Source organism: Alicyclobacillus vulcanalis (assembly GCF_900156755.1).
In the GTDB taxonomy this organism is placed as follows: Bacteria; Bacillota; Bacilli; order Alicyclobacillales; family Alicyclobacillaceae; genus Alicyclobacillus; species Alicyclobacillus vulcanalis.
In genome coordinates, this window is sequence record NZ_FTOO01000001.1 from 317,253 (window position 1) to 336,856 (window position 19,604).

Annotated in this window: 17 protein-coding genes, 1 tRNA gene and 1 pseudogene; 16 read left to right on the plus strand and 3 right to left on the minus strand. The window is 59.8% G+C overall.

What is annotated here, in order from left to right:
- Positions 1-36 precede the first annotated feature (36 nt).
- From pyk to mdh, 6 genes are all read left to right on the plus strand, one after another.
- Positions 37-1,455 (plus strand): pyruvate kinase, encoded by a 1,419-nt coding sequence (gene pyk, locus BW934_RS01570; protein WP_076344362.1) that lies wholly within the window; start codon positions 37-39, stop codon positions 1,453-1,455.
- Positions 1,456-1,653: 198 nt separating this feature from the next.
- Positions 1,654-2,640 (plus strand): tryptophan--tRNA ligase, encoded by a 987-nt coding sequence (trpS, locus tag BW934_RS01575; RefSeq protein ID WP_084182411.1) that lies wholly within the window; start codon positions 1,654-1,656, stop codon positions 2,638-2,640.
- Between the two features lie 34 nt (positions 2,641-2,674).
- Positions 2,675-3,355, plus strand: coding sequence for a response regulator transcription factor (locus BW934_RS01580; RefSeq protein WP_076344366.1), 681 nt, complete (start codon positions 2,675-2,677; stop codon positions 3,353-3,355).
- Between the two features lie 3 nt (positions 3,356-3,358).
- Positions 3,359-4,657 (plus strand): sensor histidine kinase, encoded by a 1,299-nt coding sequence (locus BW934_RS01585; protein ID WP_076344368.1) that lies wholly within the window; start codon positions 3,359-3,361, stop codon positions 4,655-4,657.
- A gap of 140 nt (positions 4,658-4,797) precedes the next feature.
- Positions 4,798-6,096: an NADP-dependent isocitrate dehydrogenase gene (gene icd / locus BW934_RS01590; protein WP_076344370.1), complete on the plus strand. Its 1,299-nt coding sequence runs from the start codon at positions 4,798-4,800 to the stop codon at positions 6,094-6,096.
- Positions 6,097-6,108: 12 nt separating this feature from the next.
- Entirely contained in the window at positions 6,109-7,044 is a 936-nt protein-coding gene (gene mdh, locus BW934_RS01595; protein ID WP_076344372.1) for a malate dehydrogenase, read from the plus strand.
- Between the two features lie 194 nt (positions 7,045-7,238).
- On the opposite strand, the gene BW934_RS01600 is transcribed toward mdh, so the two are convergent.
- A complete protein-coding gene (locus BW934_RS01600; RefSeq protein ID WP_076344374.1) occupies positions 7,239-7,550 on the minus strand; it encodes a chorismate mutase in 312 nt (103 codons plus the stop codon).
- 607 nt (positions 7,551-8,157) lie between these two features.
- Here BW934_RS01600 and polA point away from each other — a divergent pair.
- Genes polA through BW934_RS01620 form a run of 4 tightly spaced genes read left to right on the plus strand, consistent with a single transcriptional unit; the run spans position 8,158 to position 12,920 of the window.
- Positions 8,158-10,812, plus strand: a complete 2,655-nt coding sequence (polA, locus tag BW934_RS01605; RefSeq protein ID WP_076344376.1) for a DNA polymerase I — start codon at positions 8,158-8,160, stop codon at positions 10,810-10,812.
- Between the two features lie 13 nt (positions 10,813-10,825).
- Positions 10,826-11,683: a bifunctional DNA-formamidopyrimidine glycosylase/DNA-(apurinic or apyrimidinic site) lyase gene (mutM, locus tag BW934_RS01610; protein ID WP_076344378.1), complete on the plus strand. Its 858-nt coding sequence runs from the start codon at positions 10,826-10,828 to the stop codon at positions 11,681-11,683.
- Positions 11,680-12,312, plus strand: a complete 633-nt coding sequence (gene coaE, locus BW934_RS01615; RefSeq protein WP_076344380.1) for a dephospho-CoA kinase — start codon at positions 11,680-11,682, stop codon at positions 12,310-12,312. The genes mutM and coaE overlap by 4 nt, the downstream gene beginning before the upstream one ends.
- The gene (locus BW934_RS01620) at positions 12,261-12,920 is read left to right on the plus strand and encodes a lytic transglycosylase domain-containing protein (protein ID WP_076344382.1); all 660 of its coding nucleotides are present in this window, start codon (positions 12,261-12,263) and stop codon (positions 12,918-12,920) included. Before coaE ends, BW934_RS01620 begins: the two co-directional genes overlap by 52 nt.
- Before the next feature lie 3 nt (positions 12,921-12,923).
- Here the strand turns inward: BW934_RS01620 and BW934_RS01625 are convergent, their stop codons facing one another.
- Together BW934_RS01625 and BW934_RS01630 are read right to left on the minus strand one after the other, a co-directional pair.
- Positions 12,924-13,460 carry a transcription repressor NadR gene (locus BW934_RS01625; RefSeq protein WP_076344384.1) on the minus strand — a complete coding sequence of 179 codons (537 nt, stop codon included), beginning with the start codon at positions 13,458-13,460 and terminating at the stop codon, positions 12,924-12,926.
- Positions 13,461-13,590: 130 nt separating this feature from the next.
- Positions 13,591-13,675 (minus strand) — tRNA-Leu (locus BW934_RS01630).
- A 209-nt stretch (positions 13,676-13,884) separates the two neighbouring features.
- Here BW934_RS01630 and BW934_RS14690 point away from each other — a divergent pair.
- The 6 genes and pseudogenes from BW934_RS14690 (at position 13,885) to BW934_RS01665 (ending at position 19,550) form a co-directional block, all read left to right on the plus strand.
- Positions 13,885-14,109: a universal stress protein gene (locus BW934_RS14690; RefSeq protein WP_200805703.1), complete on the plus strand. Its 225-nt coding sequence runs from the start codon at positions 13,885-13,887 to the stop codon at positions 14,107-14,109.
- Positions 14,110-14,629: 520 nt separating this feature from the next.
- Positions 14,630-15,175, plus strand: coding sequence for a DUF1572 family protein (locus BW934_RS01640; protein WP_076344386.1), 546 nt, complete (start codon positions 14,630-14,632; stop codon positions 15,173-15,175).
- Between the two features lie 264 nt (positions 15,176-15,439).
- A complete protein-coding gene (gene tnpA / locus BW934_RS15425) occupies positions 15,440-15,748 on the plus strand; it encodes an IS66 family insertion sequence element accessory protein TnpA (protein ID WP_407639941.1) in 309 nt (102 codons plus the stop codon).
- Between the two features lie 332 nt (positions 15,749-16,080).
- Positions 16,081-16,905: a hypothetical protein gene (locus BW934_RS01650; RefSeq protein WP_076344388.1), complete on the plus strand. Its 825-nt coding sequence runs from the start codon at positions 16,081-16,083 to the stop codon at positions 16,903-16,905.
- 613 nt (positions 16,906-17,518) lie between these two features.
- A pseudogene (locus BW934_RS15550) lies at positions 17,519-18,076 on the plus strand (IS1634 family transposase); the annotation flags it as partial.
- A gap of 592 nt (positions 18,077-18,668) precedes the next feature.
- Positions 18,669-19,550, plus strand: coding sequence for a hypothetical protein (locus BW934_RS01665; RefSeq protein ID WP_076344394.1), 882 nt, complete (start codon positions 18,669-18,671; stop codon positions 19,548-19,550).
- Positions 19,551-19,604 lie beyond the last annotated feature (54 nt).

Here is a 19,604-nt window from a genome sequence, read left to right on the forward strand (position 1 = left end):
GACGAGATCGAAAGTTTGGCGAAGAGAGGGTTAGGCATGCGAAAGACGAAGATTGTGGCCACCATCGGCCCTGCGAGCGAATCGGTCGACATGTTGACCAAGCTGATCGAGGCCGGTTTGGATGTCGCCCGGCTCAACTTTTCTCATGGTACATATGAGGAGCACGCGGAGCGCATCCGGCGCATCCGCGAGGCGTCGGCCCGCGTTGGCAAGCATGTGGGCATCATGCTTGACATCAAGGGACCGAAAATTCGCACGGGCAAGATCCAAGGCGGTCAGGTGGAGCTCAAGGACGGGGACGAAATTGTCCTGACCATCGATCCGGTGGAATACGGCACGAAGGAGCGCGTCTGGATTTCTTACGAAGGCTTGGTGGAGGACGTCTACCCCGGCGCGCCCATCCGCATCGACGACGGCCTCATTGGACTCGAGGTCATTCAGGTCAAGGGCCACGACATCCTCTGCCGCGTCACGAATGGCGGCGTCCTGAAGGACAACAAAGGCATCAATGTGCCGGGCGTGACGCTTCGGATCCCGGGCGTGACGGAAAAGGACAAGGCGGACATCCGCTTCGGCATTGAACACGGCGTCGACATGATCGCCGCGTCCTTCGTGCGCAAGGCGGCTGACGTCCTCGAGGTGCGCCGCATTCTGGAGGAGCACAACTACCAGGCGGACATCATCTCGAAAATCGAGACGCGCGAGGGGCTCGATCGGCTGGACGAGATCGCCCAGGTCTCCGACGGCATGATGGTGGCCCGGGGCGATCTCGGCGTGGAGATCCCGACGGAAGAGGTGCCGCTCGCGCAGAAGCGGATTATCTCCATCTGCAACCGGTACGGCAAGCCGGTCATCACCGCGACGCAGATGCTCGATTCGATGCAGCGCAATCCGCGGCCGACGCGCGCGGAGGCGAGCGACGTGGCCAACGCCATCTTCGACGGCACCGACGCCATCATGCTCTCCGGAGAAACCGCGGCCGGCAGGTATCCGCTCGAATCCGTGCGCACCATGGCGCAGATCGCCGAGCGCGCCGAGGCGGCCGTCGCGCACGACGAAGTGGCGTACCGCCACCGGACGGAAGTCACGCACACCGTCTCCGACTCGCTCGCGCACGCCGTGCGCACGCTGGCGGCGGATCTCGACGTCATTTCCATCATCACCGCCACCACCTCGGGGCATACGGCGCGCTGCGTCTCGAAGCACCGGCCGATGACGCCCATCATCGCGGTCACCCCGTTCGATCACGTCGCGCGGCGCCTGACGCTGTACTGGGGCGTGCTTCCGGTCGTGGTGCCGGACATCGCCGGCACGACGGACGAGCTCTTGGCGAGCTCCGTGCAGGGCGCGCTGTCGACCGGGCACGTGCACAAGGGCGATCGCGTCATCATCATGGGCGGCATCCCGGCGGGGACAGCCGGCACGACGAACTTCATGAAAGTGCACACGGTCTGAGTTTTTGTTCACGCCGGCGCCCAGGCGGCCATACCGGGCGACGGAGCAAGCGGACGGCGCGGAATTCCCCGCTTTGAAGGGGAATTCCGCTTTCGCGTATCATGGAGAGCGAATGCAGCCGGCGCACATCGGCGGGAACTTCGGATGAGACGCGCCGCAGATTTGAACCGAATTTGAACAGTTGGGAGAATGATGTCCATGAAACGGGTATTATCGGGCATTCAGCCCTCCGGCACCCTGACCATCGGCAACTACCTCGGCGCCATGCGCAACTTCGTCAAGTTGCAGGATGAGGCCGATTGCCTGTTCTGCGTGGTCGACATGCACGCCATCACCGTGCCGCAGGACCCGGAGGCCCTGCGCCACAACACGAGGTCCGTGGCGGCGCTCTACCTCGCTTCGGGCATTGATCCCAGCAAGGCGACGGTGTTCGTGCAGTCCCACGTACCACAGCACGCGGAGCTCGGATGGATTTTGCAATGCTTCACGTATCACGGCGAACTGGAGCGGATGACGCAATTCAAGGATAAGTCGAGCCGGCATGAGGTCGTCACGGCGGGGCTGTTCACGTATCCCGCGCTGATGGCCGCGGACATTCTTCTCTACAACGCCCATCTCGTGCCGGTGGGTGAGGATCAAAAGCAACACCTGGAACTCACGCGCGACGTCGCGGGCCGCTTCAACCGGCGGTTTGGGGACACGTTCGTCGTGCCCGAGCCGTACATCCCGGAGATCGGCGGGCGCATCATGAGCCTCGAGAACCCGGAGAAGAAGATGAGCAAGAGCGACGAGAGTGCGAACGCCTATATCTCCATGTTGGACAATCCGGACACGATTCGGAAGAAAATAGGCCGGGCGGTGACCGACTCGGAGCGGGAGGTCCGCTTTGATCCGGAGAACAAGCCCGCCGTGAGCAACCTGATGACGATTTACGCGCTCTGCGCCGACGTGTCGCTCGAAGACGTCGAGCGCAGATTCGAGGGCCAGGGCTACGGGCCGTTCAAGAAGGAGTTGGCGGAGGTCGTGATCGAGCGGCTCGCACCCATTCAGGCCCGCTATGAAGAGCTGATGAGCTCAGCCGAGCTGGACGAGGTGCTGCGCCGCGGGGCGATGCGGGCGCGCGAGATTGCCGCAGCCACGCTCTCCGAGGTGCAGCGCAAAGTCGGCTTCCTTCAGCTGTCCTGAGCCAAGTCGCGGGAGGCGCAGGGAGGGATGTGACATGCGCCTGTTGGTGGTGGAGGACGAGGCGGCGCTCCAGCGCGAGCTCGTTCACCTGTTCAAGCAGCGAGGCTATCTCGTGGACGCCGTGGACACGGTGTTTGCTGCGGTGGAGCACGGCATGAGCGGGGCTTACGACTGTATCGTGCTCGACTACATGCTGCCCGACGGGGACGGCATCGAGGCGCTCACCCAGCTGCGCGAGGCTGGGTGCACCACGCCCATTCTCATGCTCACGGTCAAGAACGACCCCAAAGATCGCGTGCTCGGCCTGAACAAGGGCGCGGACGACTATCTTGGGAAGCCGTTCCATCCCGATGAGCTGCTCGCGCGCGTCGGCGCGCTGGTCCGCCGTTCGCCGTCGCTCACGGATGACGAAGTCATCGAGCACGGCAAGGCCAAGTTGCACACGAGATCGCGAAGCCTCGAATACGAGGGGCGGACGCTCGAACTCACCAGCAAGGAATTTGCGCTCATGGAGGCCTTGTTTCGTCACAAGCACCAGGTCATGACGCGAGATCAGCTGATTGCCAAAGTGTGGGGGCCTGATGCCGAGGTGGCGGATAGCGCGCTCGATACGTACATCTACTTCCTGCGGAGGAAGTGTTCGAACATCGGCTGGAAGAACGCCATCGTCACGGTGCGCGGACGGGGCTATGCGCTGCAGCCGGAGGGCGAGTGAGCCATGTTTCGCCGCATGTACATCACCGTGGCGAGCCTGCTCATCGTGAGCACAGGTCTCTTGCTTGTGCTCGTCGGCCTGGCGGTGTACCGCGAGCTCACCAATGACGTGGCGCGGGACGCCGAGCAGGCCATGGTCGACGCCGTGCCGGCTGTCGAGCGGGCGCTGACCGAGAGCGTGTACCGGGACGGCCTCGGTCCGCCCGTGCGGGACGATCTCGGCAACACCATCTTCTACTACGCGGTCGGGCCGGCGGCCACTGCCCACTCTCCGCATGCGCCCGTGCCGTTTTCCGTGGTGCACGGAGAGGCCGTTCTGAAGCACTTTGTGACGTTCACGTACGACAACGAGCCCTACCGGCTGTACACCGTCGTCGTCCCGGACCCGACGCTCGCGCCCACCCTCATTCAGACCGCCAATCAAGGCAGCCGGGCCTCGCTGCCCGTTGGCGGGCTGCTGGTGGCCGACGCCCTCGACCAGGCGGTGCGAGGCATCGCAGACCCGTCGCCGCTGTCGCCGACCAAGTCGACCGTCGTGCTGTACATGTACTGCCTCATCACTCAGGAGCGCTCCATGCTCACGCATACGCTCCACCTGATGGAGCTCATCGGCGGCGCCGGCCTCTTGCTCGCCGTCGCGGGCGATCTCGTCCTCGCTCGCCGACTGGTGCAACCCGCCTTTCAAACCTGGGCCGCGTACCAGGAGGCCGTGCTCGAGCTCTCGCACGAGCTGCAAACCCCCATTGCGACGGCGAGCGCGATGCTCGCCAACCGAGCCGTGCCCGAGGACGCGGCGAACGACATCCGGCGCGAGCTGGACCGCGCCTCGAAGATGATCTCGGACATGTTGTACCTGTCCAAACTCCGGTCTGGGCTCGTCGACGATCCGCCTGAACCGGTGGCCGTTTCGGACCTCACGCTCGAGATCGCCGAGCGATACACGCCCGTCGCCAAGGCGGAGGGCATTGAGCTTCGCGGCCAGGCCGAAGAAGGACTATACGTCTACACCAGTCAGAGCGAGTGGGAGCGGCTCGTCAGCACGCTGTTCAAGAACGTGATCGATCACGCCAAGCGGCCGTCGACCGCGGTTTGGTCGTTGTACCGGCGGGGGCAGTGGGTCGTGCTCACCGTCGAGAACGACGTCGCCCCACAGGCGGCGAATGCTCGGCGCGCGCCAGAGCGGGGCGTCGGATTGCAAATTGTGGAACGCCTGGTGCATCGGATGCGCGGGCATTTGCATTGGGACGCGGACCATCTTCGATTTTTCATCGAGTTGCAGGTGCCTCTCTTGCGCCCGCATTGAGAGCGATTGCAAGAGGGGCATGGCGTGCTATATGATGGGTGGAGATGCATTGCGAGACAAGGGCGGGCGGCGGCGAGCCGGACCGCTTCTTGTTGCGCAGGGTCATCGTAGAGAATGTACAGAGATTGGGAGGGCCTGCCATGCCGACGTTCCAGAGATACGCACTGCCGACGGAGGGCGAACCCATCACGTTGGCGCACGGGAAATTGAACGTCCCAGATCACCCGATTATTCCGTTTATCGAAGGAGACGGCACAGGGCCGGACATCTGGCGCGCGTCGCAGCGCGTGTTCGACGCCGCTGTGGAGAAGGCGTACGGCGGTAAACGCAAGATCGCGTGGTACGAAGTGTACGCGGGCGAGAAGGCCTACAACATGTTCGGTGAGTGGCTGCCGCAGGACACGCTGACCGCGTTGTCGGAATATATTGTAAGCATCAAAGGTCCCCTGACCACACCCGTGGGAGGCGGCATCCGCTCCCTGAACGTGGCGGTTCGACAAGAGCTGGATCTGTACGTGTGCCAGCGCCCTGTCCGCTACTTCCAAGGCGTTCCTTCTCCGGTCAAACATCCTGAACTCGTGGACATGGTCATCTTCCGCGAAAACTCGGAGGACATTTACGCCGGGATCGAATGGCAGGAGGGCACGCCGGAGGTCAAAAAGGTCATCGAGTTCCTGCAGAAGGAAATGGGCGTGAAGAAAATTCGGTTCCCGGAGACGTCGGGCATCGGCGTCAAGCCCGTATCTCGGGAGGGGACCGAGCGCTTGGTCCGAGCCGCCATCGAGTACGCGCTGCGTCACCGCCGCAAGAGCGTCACGCTCGTGCACAAGGGCAATATCATGAAGTTCACGGAGGGCGCGTTCAAGAACTGGGGCTACGAGCTTGCGGAGCGCGAGTTCTCCGACAAGGTGTTCACCTGGGCGCAGTATGACCGGATCAAGGCGGAGAAGGGTCAGGAGGCTGCTGACGCCGCTCAGAAGGAGGCCGTTGCGGCGGGCAAGATCATCGTCAAGGACGTGATCGCCGACGCCTTCCTGCAGCAGATTCTCACGCGTCCGGCCGAGTACGACGTGATCGCCACGCTCAACCTGAACGGCGACTACATCTCCGATGCGCTCGCCGCGCAGGTCGGCGGCATTGGCATTGCGCCAGGCGCCAACATTAACTATGAAACGGGGCACGCGGTCTTCGAGGCGACGCACGGCACGGCGCCCAAGTACGCGGGGCTCGACAAGGTGAACCCGGGTTCGGTGATTCTGTCGGGCGTCATGATGTTCGAGTACATGGGATGGCAAGAGGCGGCCGATCTCATCACGCGCGCGATGGAGAAGACCATTGCGCAAAAGATTGTGACGTACGACTTCGCTCGCCTCATGGAGGGCGCAACTGAGGTGAAGTGCTCCGAGTTCGGCGATCACATCATCAAAAATATGGGCTGAGGAGAGGTTGGCATGTTGGAGAGGAAGAAGATTTCGGTGATTGGCGCGGGATTCACGGGCGCCACCACGGCCTTTCTGTTGGCGGCCAAGGAGCTGGGCGACGTCGTTCTGCTGGACATCCCGTCGCTCGAGAATCCCACCAAGGGCAAGGCGCTCGACATGCTCGAGGCCATGCCTGTCATCGGAAGCGATGCGCACGTCGTCGGGACCTCCAACTACGAGGACACGGCCGGATCGGACTTGGTCATCATCACCGCCGGGCTTCCGCGCAAGCCGGGGATGAGCCGGGACGATCTCGTCAATACCAACGCGAACATCGTGAAGTCGGTCACCGAACAGGTCGTCAGGTATTCGCCAGACGCCTGCCTCATCATCCTCTCCAACCCAGTAGATGCCATGACGTACGTGGCGTTCAAGACGAGCGGTTTGCCGAAAGAGCGCGTCATTGGCCAGGCAGGCGTGCTGGACACGGCTCGCTTCAACACCTTTGTCGCGATGGAGCTCGGCGTGTCCGTGGAGGACGTGCACGGCTTTGTGCTCGGTGTCCACGGAGACGACATGGTGCCGCTCGTCCGCTACGCGAACGTCGGTGGCGTCCCGCTCGAAAAGCTGTTGCCGAAGGAGCGCATCGATGCCATTGTCGAGCGCACCCGAAACGGCGGCGGCGAGATCGTCAGCCTGATGGGCAACGCGAGCGCGTATTACGCGCCGGCGGCCTCGCTCCTGCAGATGGCGGAGTCGATTCTCAAGGACAAGCGGCGCGTGTTGCCTGCCATCGCATACCTCGAGGGTGAGTACGGCTATCAGGACCTCACGCTCGGGGTGCCGACGGTGCTCGGCAAGGGCGGGATCGAGCGCGTGTTGGAGCTCGACCTCCTGCCGGAGGAGAAGGCCGCACTCGACAAGTCGGCGGCGTCGGTCAGGCGGCTCATCTCCGTCTTGGCGTGATCCGGCGCCCGCGAAGGCCTGCGCGAACACGGGCGCAGCAGGCGCCAGGGCCAGCATGGAGCGGACGGCCTGAACGCGCGAGCGAAAGGATTCACCGGCGCACCGTGCGCCGATACACCCTGTGAACACACCCATGCATCGCGAGGCGTGGCGCGAAGAGGCTGAGGGCCTGAGGCCCTTGGCCTCTTTGCGCATCAGCCGGGCACGTGGCGTTGGAGGCGGCGGAGGACGTCTGACTGGCGATGGCACGATTCGCTGTGCAGAAGTTCCCACAACGCTTCCAGGAACGACGGGCGAAGGCCCCATTGGACGCCCAGCTGGAGATAACGCGTTCGCACCTGTTGAGCGCGATCCGGCTGAACCACCGGCTCACCGTGAACCGCCTTGCGCTTGGCGATCTCCTCCGCCAATGCCAACCTGCGAGCGAGAAGCCGCAGTACGTGTTCGTCGATGTGATCGATGGTGTTGCGCAGGTCGCGAAGTTCCTCGTCGACGAGGCGTCCCATAGCCAGTCCTCCCTTGCACTGTGGTCGGTAACGGGTTGCGGGCTTGGAAAAACAAAAGCGCCCGCCCCCATAGGGGCGAGCGTTGCCCGCGGTACCACCCTGATTCAAAGAAGGCGAAACCGCGCCGAGCGGCGCAACCGGGTGACCGGTGCCATACAAAAAGCCCGCCCCTGAGGGGCGAGCTTGGCTCGCGGTACCACCCTGCGCCGGCGACGCCTTGCGCCGCCTTCCACTTCATTGCGATAACGGCAGGATGCCTGCCGGCGCTGGCTACTTGCGGCGCTCAGCTCCGAGCGCGCCGTGCACGACGCGCCGCTGGAGCGAATCCGTTTCACCAGGCGGCTCCAGAGTGAACTTCCATCCTCGGCTCGGACCAGTTCACACCAGCCACTGGCTCTCTGCACCTCACCGGAAGATGTACTCTCTCCTTCACAGCCTTTGTGCGATGAATTTGATCTTCAGTTTAATCAATTCACGCAAATTCGTCAATCCATTCTCCTTGCGAAACCGGGCGTGTCGCCATAAGACGACGCGGGTCGACGCAGGGAATGTGATAGAATGAAGCGGGACAAAAGCGCGCCCTCGGGCGCGAAGTATGGGGTGGCCTATGCCAGCATCAAAGCTCGTGTTGATCGACGGAAACAGCATCTTGTATCGCGCTTTCTTCGCGCTTCCACCGCTGTCTGCGCAAGACGGCACGCCGACAAACGCAGTGTATGGATTTACGACCATGATTTTGCGGCTCCTGTCGGACGAGAAGCCGACGCACCTGGCGGTCGCATTCGATAAATCGAAAACCACGTTTCGCCATGCAGACTACGCGGCCTACAAGGGCACGCGCCAAGAGACGCCGGATGAACTCGTCCAGCAGTTTCCCTTGGCCCGCCGCACGCTGGAGGCCCTCGCCATCCCCATGATCGAAGTGGACCAATACGAGGCGGACGATGTCATCGGTACCCTCGCGAGGCGTGCCGCGGAGGCGGGCTTCGACGTTCGCGTCGTCTCGGGCGACAAGGATCTGCTACAGCTCGTCGACGATCGCATTCATGTGCTGCTGACGCGCAAGGGTATCACCGAGATGGAGCATTTTGACGTGCAGGCCGTCGCGCGGCGATACCCCGGTCTCAAGCCCCTTCAGGTCATCGATCTCAAGGGCCTCATGGGCGATCCGTCCGATAACATTCCCGGCGTTCCCGGCGTCGGCGAAAAGACCGCCCTGAAGCTGCTCTCGTCCTTTGAGACCGTGGAAGGCGTCTACGAGCACTTGGACGAGGTCGCGGGCCAAAAGCTGAGGGAGAAGCTCGAGCTGCATCGCGAGGATGCGTTCCTCTCGAAACGGCTCGCCACCATCGCGTGCGATGTGCCCATCGACGTCGATCTCGACGCGCTGCGCTACGAGGGGCCCGATCCTGCGCGAGCTATCGCCTGGTTCCGGGAACTCGACTTCCGTTCGCTGGTCGACAAAATTTCCGAGGAAATGAGCCACGATTCGACGGCAGTCGCCGGCAAGAACGATGCGGTGCCATCAGCCGGGGACTGGGCGGACTTTCAATACGATGTGATTGAGGACGCGAGTACCTGGCAACGTACCGTGTCGTCGCTCGCGGAGCCGGTCGGCGTGATGTTGGATCTGGCCGACCCGGACTATCACCGAGCCGAGATCCGCGGCATGGCGGTCGCCACACCGAAGCAGGCGTTCTACGTCCGCTTTGGTGAGCGGCTCGAGCTGAGCGACGTGCGGCCGTGGCTCGTGTCGGATCGGACCAAGGTCGTCTTTGACCTGAAATCCATGGCGTTTGCCCTGGATGCGCACGGCATTGGGCTCACGCCCGAATGTGCGTGGCACGATGTGAAGCTCGCTGCGTATTTGCTCCATCCTCAAGACGGCGATGTCGAGCTCGCCGACGTGTTCGCACGGGAGCGCGGACAGGAGCTCCCTCGCTTCGCGGAAGATGAGCGCGAGAAGTGGCTCGCGTACACGGCGTCGCAGCTCCCGCCGCTCTTCGAGGCGCTCGCGTACACCATCCGCATGCAGGACATGGAGCGCCTGTACCAGGAGGTCGAACTCCCGCTCGCCTTCGTCTTGGCGAAGATGGAGATCACCGGTTTTTACGTGAACCGGGAAAAGCTCGTGGCCTTCGGCAAGGAGCTGGGGGAACGCCTTGACCGCATTACTCAAGAGATTTACAGCCTCGCGGGCACGTCGTTTAATCTGAACTCGCCGAAACAGCTGGGCGAAATCCTGTTTGATAAGCTTGGGCTGCCCGCAATGAAGAAGACGAAGACGGGTTATTCCACGAGCGCCGATGTGCTTGAAAAGCTGGCGCCCATGCACGAGATCGTACAAAAGATTTTGGACTACCGGCTCTTGGCGAAGCTGCAGTCTACTTACGTCGAGGGGCTGCTCAAAGTCATTCGAAAAGAAACGGGGCGCGTGCACACGCGGTTCCACCAGACGCTCACGGCGACGGGGCGGCTGTCGAGCAGTGAGCCCAATCTCCAAAACATCCCGATTCGGCTGGAGGAGGGCCGCAGGCTGCGCCAGGTGTTTGAACCCACCTACAAGGACTGGGTGATCTTCGCCGCCGATTACTCTCAGATTGAACTGCGCATCTTGGCACATCTCTCGGGAGACGAGGCGCTCATCGACGCGTTTCGCCGGGACATGGACATTCACACACGCACGGCGGCGGATGTGTTCGAAGTGTCCCCGGAAGAGGTGACCAGCCTGATGCGCCGCCAGGCGAAGGCGGTGAATTTCGGCATTGTCTACGGCATCAGCGACTTCGGGCTCGCCCAAAACTTGAACATCCCGCAGAAGGATGCAAAGCGGTTTATCGAGGGATATTTCGAGAAGTTTCCCGGCGTCAAGCGTTATATGGACGAGATCGTCAAGCAGGCGCGGGAGCGCGGGTTCGTGACGACGCTTATGAATCGTCGGCGCTACCTCCCGGACATTCACAGCCGAAACTATCAGCTTCGGAGTTTTGGGGAGCGCACGGCCATGAACACGCCCATCCAGGGAAGCGCGGCGGACCTCATCAAACTGGCCATGGTGCGCATTGATCGGGCGATGCGCGAGGCGCAGATGGACGCGCGCATGTTGTTGCAGGTGCACGACGAGCTGATTTTCGAATGTCCAAAGGACGAACTGGCAGCGCTTGAGGTGTTGGTCCGCGACAACATGGAAAACGCCATGACCTTGTCCGTGCCATTGAAGGTGGATACCGCCTATGGGCCGACGTGGTACGACGCGAAGTGAGGAGGGATGGGACGTGCCGGAGCTACCCGAGGTGGAGACGGTTCGCCGTCACCTTGCGGAACGCCTGGAGGGCGATGAGATCTGCGACGTGGAGGTCCGCCTCCCGCGCATTGTGCGTTACCCCGGCGTCCAGGCCTTTGCTGAACGCGTGCGGCGGCAAACCATTCAGCGCGTGGGACGGCGGGGCAAGTACCTGCTCTTTCAACTGGAGACGGTCTTGCTCGTCTCGCACCTCCGCATGGAGGGCCGCTACATGGTGGCCGATCCCGACGAGCCCGAGCTGCCCCACACGCACGTCGTATTTCGGCTCGGGTCCGGTCGAGAGCTCCGTTACGCGGATGTGCGCCAATTCGGGACGATGGACGCTATCGCCGCCGGTGAGCCGCTGCCGCGCGGGCTTGCTGAACTCGGCCCTGAGCCGTTCGACCCATCGCTCGACGGATCGACCCTGTATGAGCGGTGGCACCATCGCGGGGTACCTGTGAAAAGCCTGCTGCTGGATCAGCGGTACCTGGCGGGGCTTGGAAATATCTACGTGGACGAAGCGCTGTTTGCCGCGGGAATTCACCCCATGACGCCCGCCGGCGCGCTGAGCCCCGACCAGTACGACCGCCTCCTTCGTGAGATTCGCGATGTGCTCGATCGCGCCATTCGCGAGGGCGGATCGTCCGTGAGGTCGTTTCGGGACGGATACGGCCGGCATGGAGGTTTCCAAATTCGCCTGGCCGTCTATGGCCGCGCAGGACAGCCGTGTGTGCGGTGCGGACGAGCGATTGAAAAGCTCCGCGTGGCGGGGCGCGGCACGCACGTGTGCCCTGCGTGTCAGCCATTCACGGCCTGTGGTCGCGTGACAACGGGGGTGGAGGCGTGAAAGGGAAAATCATCGGTTTGACGGGCGGTATCGGCACGGGGAAGAGCACAGTTTCGCAGATGTTGCGCGATCTCGGCGCCTTTGTCGTGGACGCCGACGTGTGGGCGCGGCGTGTGGTGGAGCCCGGAAGCGAAGGGCTGCGCGAAATCGTCGCCGCGTTCGGGGAAGGTGTGTTGCAGCCGGACGGATCGCTCGATCGAAAAAAGCTCGGCGCCGTGGTGTTTCAGGACGAGGAGAAGCGGCTGACCTTGAACCGCATCGTGCACCCGCGCGTGCAGCAGGGCATGTGGCAAGAGACCATGGATTACTGGCGCGAGCATCCGGGCGAGCCGGTCGTGTGGGACGTGCCGTTGCTCCTTGAGGGCACGGCGAAGCGATTTGTGGACGAGATCGTCGTCGTCTACGCGAGCCCGGCAACCCAACTGCGGCGGGTGATGGAGCGCGACGGCCTGACCGAAGAGGAAGCGATGCGGCGCATACGGGCGCAGATGCCCATCGACGAAAAGCGGGCTGTGGCGACGTACGTGATTGAAAACGACGGATCGCTCGAATCCACGCGAGAGCAGGTGCAGGCGCTATGGCAAAAACTTCGGGCAGCAAGCCGAAGCGGCCGTTTTTCTTCTCCCTGAGTCTCCGTCAGTTGGTGGCCGGCATCTTGCTTATCGCCGTGCTGGTGACCATTTCGACCAACGGCTTCTGGCGCCTCATGTATCCGATCGAGTATCAGGCGCAGATTCAGCAGTCGGCGCGGTTCGCGGACGTGGATCCGCTGCTCATTGCAAGCATCATTCGGGTGGAGAGTAAGTTTCGCACGCAGGACGTGTCTCATGCGGGCGCCGTCGGGCTGATGCAGCTCATGCCCCAGACCGCCGAGTGGATCGCCGAGATGCTTCGCAACCAGACGTCGGGATCGGGCGGCGCGCTTCGCAAGCTCCCGAAGGACGCGAAGAAGCTGGCGAGCCCAGAGTACAACATCCTGATTGGGAGTTGGTACGTGAAGAGCTTGATCGATGACTTCCACGGGAATGTCGTGGCGGCTGTGGCGGCGTACAACGCGGGCCCGAGGCGCGTGTCGCAGTGGCTGAAAGACGGGGTATGGAACGGCGAGCTGCGAGACATCGACGAAATCCCCGTGGGCGAGACGCGCCACTTCGTCGATCGCGTCTTCTACAACTACGATCTGTACAAAAAAATCTACGGCGGCGACCCCGCTTGGCGCTTGCCGACGAACTCGTAGACGTCAAACGGGGCCTTGGTTCGAGGGTTCGTCGGTGATCACTTGGATCCCCGCCTTGCGCAAGGCCTCGCACGCCTCCGCCAGCTGGTCCTCCCGGTCGTACTGTACCCGATGGTAATGGAAGCCGCCCGTCAAGCTGGAGAGGAGTGTCGCTCGCTCGCTCTCCACCTTTTCGAGGAAGACGTCGACGTCGCGCCTCGACGTGATGAGCAGCTGACCGACGATCTCGCCGTAAAGCGCGTGTTCGACGCGCACGTCGAGCACGCGAACGCCGTGATCGACCAGGGCGTAGAGCTCGTCCTTGGTCTGCTCTGGCGTGTGGGAGACGGCGAGCACGGTTTCTCGCCCAGACGAGGCGCGGTTCAGCCAGTAGCCCTTGGGCGTGGCATAGATGGGCTCCCCGGCCGCCCGTAGCAGGGCAATTTCGTGCACAATGACCTGGCGCGTCACGCCGAGCGCCTCGGCGAGGGCTTGCCCAGGGATGGGGGTCTCAGCCTGCTGAAGCATGTGCAGAAGTCGCTGTTGCCGCTCGGTCGGCATGACCTGACCTCCAGTCGTCGCGGGACGGGGGGCGCTTGCCCACGCTCGCCGCATCGATGAAAATCGATGACATGAGATACGAAAGAAAGGGTTCGGAATTCATCCGAACCCTTTCTTTCATCGAGCTGTCTGGTGTCGAGAGCGGGACTTGAACCCGCACGGGTTACCCCACACGCCCCTCAAACGTGCGCGTCTGCCAATTCCGCCATCTCGACATGGCTTCAAAAGCGAGTCACGATGATGATTATAGTGGGCTCTCGCACACATGTCAAGCCCTCGAAGTCACTCGTCTAAAATCTAATCGAAAGGGGTCTGAATCGCTCATCTCGAAATCTTACCGAAGGGTGCGTGTATGCGGATGTCGCTTCCATCTCCACGTGAATACCTTGAATCCGGTCCACCGCGCAGGAGTCCGTCATTGGCTATGAGCTTCGGGAAGAGGTGCTGGCACGTTTTCAGCCCTGTGCGGTGCGTGGTGTTTCGCGAGGAGTACCGCGGGCCTGCAGATGTGAGCGTGGAAGTGGCGAACGCGGTGGATGCGGATTTCCTTGTCCTTGGCATTCATGGACGAACGGGGCTCGATCGCGTCCTTATGGGCAGCGTCAGCACCGCAGTGGTGCATCGTGCGAGGCAAGTGGGGTGGTGGTGAGGGGAGTTCGACACCGGGAGAGTGACCGCATGAGCGTGGAGGATTCTCCATCCGTCAATGGATTTCCTGCTTGACGTTGTGAGAACATTTCGTAACTAGGGATCGCGTCAGGGGGGTGACGGGGAATCCGCATGAGACCCTTCGGTGTTGTCGAGGACCGGTACGCATCGAGCCATACGGCTGCTGCAAATACGTTGTGTTCATCTCAGGAAAGAAAGGATCGAGAGTTGTGAAGAAAGCAGCAAAACAACTCGACATTATGTATAAAACAGGAATTGCAATGATCGTTACCGGACTTTTATTTTGGATTTTAGATTCATTTCCCTGGATTTATCAACATGCGAGATGGTATATAATGGTGATCACTTGTACATCCCTTGCTGTCTGCATCGTGATTGTGTGTGTTGCTGGAATCAGGTTTGTGGTTTTCTGTATAAAGCGCATGTGAGATGTTTTTGAATAAGTGTAACGTGTGGCAAAGAATCCGTTCGAACCAGTGACGTAGAAAGGGGCGGGACAGGTGGAACTAGGACGTGTGTATCTGAACTGTGCGCTGGAGAATTTCCGGATTATGAAGAGAACTTCTGAGCGGGCGATGGAGCAACTTAACTTGGAGGAATTGCATTGGACTCCCACTGATGAGTCGAACAGCGTGGCACGCATCGTGAAACACATGGCCGGCAACATGATGTCGAGATGGACGGACTTTCTCACGACAGACGGCGAGAAGCCAACCCGCAATCGGGATGAAGAGTTTGAAGGCGGGTATGCATCCCGTGAAGAGATGATGGCAGCTTGGGAAGCGGGATGGGAGAAACTATTTCAGGCGGTTGGCTCTCTCGAACCGGCGGACCTGCTGAAGACTGTGACCATCCGTGCGGAACCGCACTCTGTTATCCAAGCAATTGAGCGGCAGGTGTATCACCTCTCGTACCATACGGGTCAGATTGTCTACCTAGCCAAGCAAATCAGGTCATCGGATTGGGAGACGCTGACCATTCCACGGGGCAAGTCCAAGGAATATCTTGAGGGCATGCTGAATCGATTTGGAAAGAAATCCGAGTGAGCGGGGGGTTCCACCTTGCAAATAGATGAGCGTTTTGCAGAATCACGAGCCCTTGTGTAGCAAGGGTTTTCGAGCATAAAGAAGGACTTCACCCCAACTTGAGAAAAAGACAATGGTATCCACCAAACCATTTCTAAGGGGGCGAAGTCCAACGTGTAGGTTCGACAAACGTAAGCGTAAACCCAACCCCACATGGCGTTCACCCTCTCGTCGCTTGAAAATATCCTCATCAAGCCACGGGAGGGTTCTTGTATGCGGGAGCACATGTCTCACCCGGAGCACCGTGAACTTTGGCGCGAACGTATCGCCGCCTTCTACGACAGCGGCCTATCCGCCAGCCAGTTCTGCGCTGAGCACGGTCTGAAACCCCATCAGCTCCGGTACTGGCTTCGCCGACTTCGAAACGAAACCCTGCATGACTCTCACCTGACTTCGACAGTTGGACATAGCACGTATAGTCGTGGGTGTAGGATCCTATTGCGGCGTGGCTTGTCGAACTATCGACAGGCCTGTTCGGTCGCATGTGCGGCATCGCGGCGGTATATCGAGTCCGGAGGCCTACGACAATCCTAAAGCCCCTTTCGCCCAATCTTTCGAGTGATGTGCCTGGGGTACGCTTGCGCACAGGTCGCCGCCTCGCCCATCAAATTTGCGTATCCACAGGATTCCAAATGTTGCTCTTTGCAATATTTTAAAGCCGGTATTGAAGAATATAGGTGTCACAGTGAGAGGCACTGATGCGTCTTCTTCGTGAAGACTAAGCACATCAAATCGAAGGGGATGGAGCGAGAGTGACAAGTGTGCATCAAACGCAAGGTGCCGTGTCTCGTAGGAGAAACGCGCTTCTCCAAAATTTCATTAAGGTAGAATTGTATCTATTCAAAAAAAGGAGGGTAACGAACTGAATGGCGCTCAGACGGAACCAAAAGATTGCGTTTGTTTTATTGTTTCTTATTTTACTTTTTTATTATTTTCATCCTGCTTATGTTTATGCCAAATCCCAAGCCAAGGATACAATGACCTCGACAACAACATTGTTTATTAACGGGACGTATGCGATACCGATGCCATGCATGATTCAAAGGTCAATTGAATGGATACCACTTTGGTATGTGAGTAAAGCTCTGCGTATTGCTCTCGGTGTCCGTAGCGAATGGCATGATGGGCAGTGGCTCTTCGACACCGATTATGAATTATCAGCGGCTGATACAGAACAACGTAACCCTACTTCCGACTTAAGCGTGTTTATTCAAGGAAAGAGAGCTTACGAATGTAAGGCGGAGGTTGCGACAGATCCTTGGGGACATAAATCGACAACTTTTATTAAGTTAGTCGATATGACCCGTATTTTAGAAATCATGAACATCCGCCTTGTTAAAGATGGGGAGTTTTTGTCTATCACCAAAACGGTACCGGTGTCTATCGAAAACGTTATATCAGAGGGGAGCAATGGCTTTCTTATCATTACTACACCTAAGTTTATATATAGCGATGTAGTCATTAGCCATCACTTTATAGGTGCCAATATTTTTCGGATTGTCTTGCAAAATATCGAGATTGGTGCATATCTCAATCATAGGGATGTTAGCATTAAAAATCGATACGTGAAGCAAGTCGTTTTAAATCCCGAAGGTAATAAACTGGTCGTCGACGTTATTCTGCAACACCCGGTTCGACGGGCGCAAGGGATGACGTCGGGGGGCTTTATGCTTGGATATGCATTTTCATAGGTAGAGGATTTCTCTGTCTATCCATCTTATAAGAAATCAAGGTCCAATCCACGCTTTAGTTGACAAGAAAACATATATATCTAGTGATTTGCCAGCGCACCATATCGTGACTTGGGTGGTGCAGTGACGTCGTCCAGTAGTAGTTTGCGTGCAGATGGTAGTGGCGCGGATAACAAGTCCGAAAGCAAGAATAAGGAGGCTGACTCTTACATTATGAGATCGAAAGCATCTCAGCAAATGTACAACATCTATCGATGTGGTATAGGGCTTTTAGTTACTGTATTTTCATTCATTCTGTTGAGTTTAGTGCCTTGGATAAAGTTTCATGCTCTATTCATGATATGGTGGATGTCGATGGTGTCGATTGCTTTGTGTATCGTACTGATGTTTGTTTTTCTTGTGAGATTCATCGTTTACTACAGAAAGGGAATATAAATGTTATGAATTATTCATTTACCTTCTTCCTGATAACTGAAGTCTCATATATTTTCTCCCGTTTATCTCCGCCGGCAGTAAAACGCCTCATCGAAACGTCCGAACCGCGCTATAGCACGGTTTTTTCGTTGTTTGGGGCGTTTTGTTTGTGAAAATGTAGGTCAAGTTGTACGGGTGACTGACAGACTTGCTGAACTTCAGGCTGTCGTTGGTTCTGTACGATTTGACCAGCACCCACCTTCACGGTCACGCCTGTCCCTGAGGCGAGCATGGATATTTCCAAACGCATTGCCCTGACCTTGAGCTGGTGAACCTTGGGCTCCTAGCGACCCCCGAGGGCATTCCCATCACGCACGAAGTGTTCGCAGGTAACGTGTCCAACGCGCAAACCGTGCCACACATCTTGAAACGTCTGAAAAAAGATTTCGCGGTCGAGCAGTGCGTGTTGGTAGGAGACCGCGGCACGGGATAGAACATGGCCCTGATGGCGGAAGCAGGATTCCGGCACCTTGTCAGCTTCCACAAGCGCGGGCGCATCGTGAGCGACCCGTTGCTGGAACCGTTTGCGGACGTCAACGCCTACCATGAACTGAAAGACAACCTGCGCTACCTCGAGATGCCCGCCACAAGCGTGGACGACGTCGAAAAGGCCGAGGGCGTCCGGTACATCCTCTGCTGCAATCCGGAGAAAGCGTGTCAGGATGCCGCGGTTCGGGAGAGCGCGATGGAGGAGGCTCACAGGAGAAGCCATTGTACGGGCACTGAGGCGCTGGAAGGCCGTGCGCGCCACGTTTTTAGACAAGGAATTCGTCAGCGTGATCAAGGCGAAGGACAGAGTAAAGGTCATCCTCACAAGCCTGCGCATTCCGATGCCGAACAAGACCTTGTCGGTGACGAAAGCACAGCACATCAGCTACAGGACCATGAGTCCTTTGCGCCTGATTGCGGCTCGCCAACGGCGAACCTGCCGCAAAAGTGGGAGGAGAGAGTCACATCTCGCGAAGCGCGAGATCGCCCGAGAGATGGCCGTGAGTAAACCGGGATTGCGCGCAAAGTAGAGGCCGCGGCGTCGTGGCTTGAGTGCATATGCCGCACGGGCCGGATCGCATGCGGGCCGGCCACGGGTAAAGTACGTGCTTCGTGAGCTGGCGCGGCTTCCGCACACCATTGCGTGACGGCTTGGCGCAGTGAGGTCCCCTACGACAACGTGACGCGGACGGCTTGGGGGACCATCTGGACACGGCGACACGGGAAGGGTACGATGATTGAAAGTCAGCGGCATCCGTGACGCCAAGTCCATCGATCTTTTTGAACGAGGAGCGTGTGGCATGAGGGAGCGTCGTGAAGGGGCGCTCGCTGCGGTCGTCGTCGTGGTGCTTTTAGCGTTCGCCGTCGGTTCGTGGCTTTGGACGCGCCGGGCCGAGCCGCGCACTCGGGAGGCAGAGTGGTGGGCCCAGGGGGGATGGCGCGTGAACGCGGTCGTCGCTACGGGCAAGCCTGTGCTGTTGACCTACGACCTCTGGACGTCCGCGCCATCCGCACCGGACACGCTCGATCTCGACCCGGTCCCGGCGGGGAGCTTTGAGGTGATTCAATCCGATCTGACGCATGAAGTGGATGTTGAGCATGGCGCCTCGTATCAGCTGTCCAGACTCACGCTGTCGGTTCGGTTTTTGCGCAGCTATCGCGACGAGCGAATAGGGTTTCGGGTCCATGCGGGGCTATGGAAGCGCATACTTCCCTATGGGCGCGTGACCTGTCGCGTCATCCCGCAGTCGGTCAGTTGGCTATCGGTCTCGTTTGCCTCTGACGAAATTCAGGAGCCGGTTGTGATGAGGGAGAATCCGGTTGCACTCAAGCTGCGCGACGCGACGAAGGAACCCGTGCGGATCCTCGGCCTCTGGCAGGCCGGAGACGACGGGATCGCCGGGGTCCGGGCATGGATTCCAGGGCCTCGTGGCGCCTTAGAGCGTGACCCTTTGCCGGTCACCGTGAAGCCCGGGCAAACGGTGATTCTGGAGTACATGATCGAGCCTCACCCGGGAACGGTGGAGCAGGGTCTCGTCTTTGAACCTGCGCTCGCCCTGGCGGCGGGTCAGCACAAGGGGTTCGAGGTGATGCCACCCGTCGTGATCGAGCGGACGTTTCTTCCATGGCAAGCGCATGAGGCGCCAGGCGTCGTGCAATTCGTGGGGGCTGTGCCATCCTGACGCGCCTGCGCGACGAACATCGCGAACGTCGTCGTCCGGTGGAGACCGGAGAAG

Coding starts and splice junctions, on each gene's coding strand:
- pyk (WP_076344362.1), top strand. CDS start 37: ATGCGAAAGACGAAGATTGTGGCCACCATCGGCCCTGCGAGCGAATCG.
- trpS (WP_084182411.1), top strand. CDS start 1,654: ATGAAACGGGTATTATCGGGCATTCAGCCCTCCGGCACCCTGACCATC.
- BW934_RS01580 (WP_076344366.1), top strand. CDS start 2,675: ATGCGCCTGTTGGTGGTGGAGGACGAGGCGGCGCTCCAGCGCGAGCTC.
- BW934_RS01585 (WP_076344368.1), top strand. CDS start 3,359: ATGTTTCGCCGCATGTACATCACCGTGGCGAGCCTGCTCATCGTGAGC.
- icd (WP_076344370.1), top strand. CDS start 4,798: ATGCCGACGTTCCAGAGATACGCACTGCCGACGGAGGGCGAACCCATC.
- mdh (WP_076344372.1), top strand. CDS start 6,109: ATGTTGGAGAGGAAGAAGATTTCGGTGATTGGCGCGGGATTCACGGGC.
- BW934_RS01600 (WP_076344374.1), bottom strand. CDS start 7,550: ATGGGACGCCTCGTCGACGAGGAACTTCGCGACCTGCGCAACACCATC.
- polA (WP_076344376.1), top strand. CDS start 8,158: ATGCCAGCATCAAAGCTCGTGTTGATCGACGGAAACAGCATCTTGTAT.
- BW934_RS01620 (WP_076344382.1), top strand. CDS start 12,261: ATGGCAAAAACTTCGGGCAGCAAGCCGAAGCGGCCGTTTTTCTTCTCC.
- BW934_RS01625 (WP_076344384.1), bottom strand. CDS start 13,460: ATGCCGACCGAGCGGCAACAGCGACTTCTGCACATGCTTCAGCAGGCT.
- BW934_RS14690 (WP_200805703.1), top strand. CDS start 13,885: ATGAGCTTCGGGAAGAGGTGCTGGCACGTTTTCAGCCCTGTGCGGTGC.
- tnpA (WP_407639941.1), top strand. CDS start 15,440: ATGTCTCACCCGGAGCACCGTGAACTTTGGCGCGAACGTATCGCCGCC.
- BW934_RS01650 (WP_076344388.1), top strand. CDS start 16,081: ATGGCGCTCAGACGGAACCAAAAGATTGCGTTTGTTTTATTGTTTCTT.
- BW934_RS01665 (WP_076344394.1), top strand. CDS start 18,669: ATGAGGGAGCGTCGTGAAGGGGCGCTCGCTGCGGTCGTCGTCGTGGTG.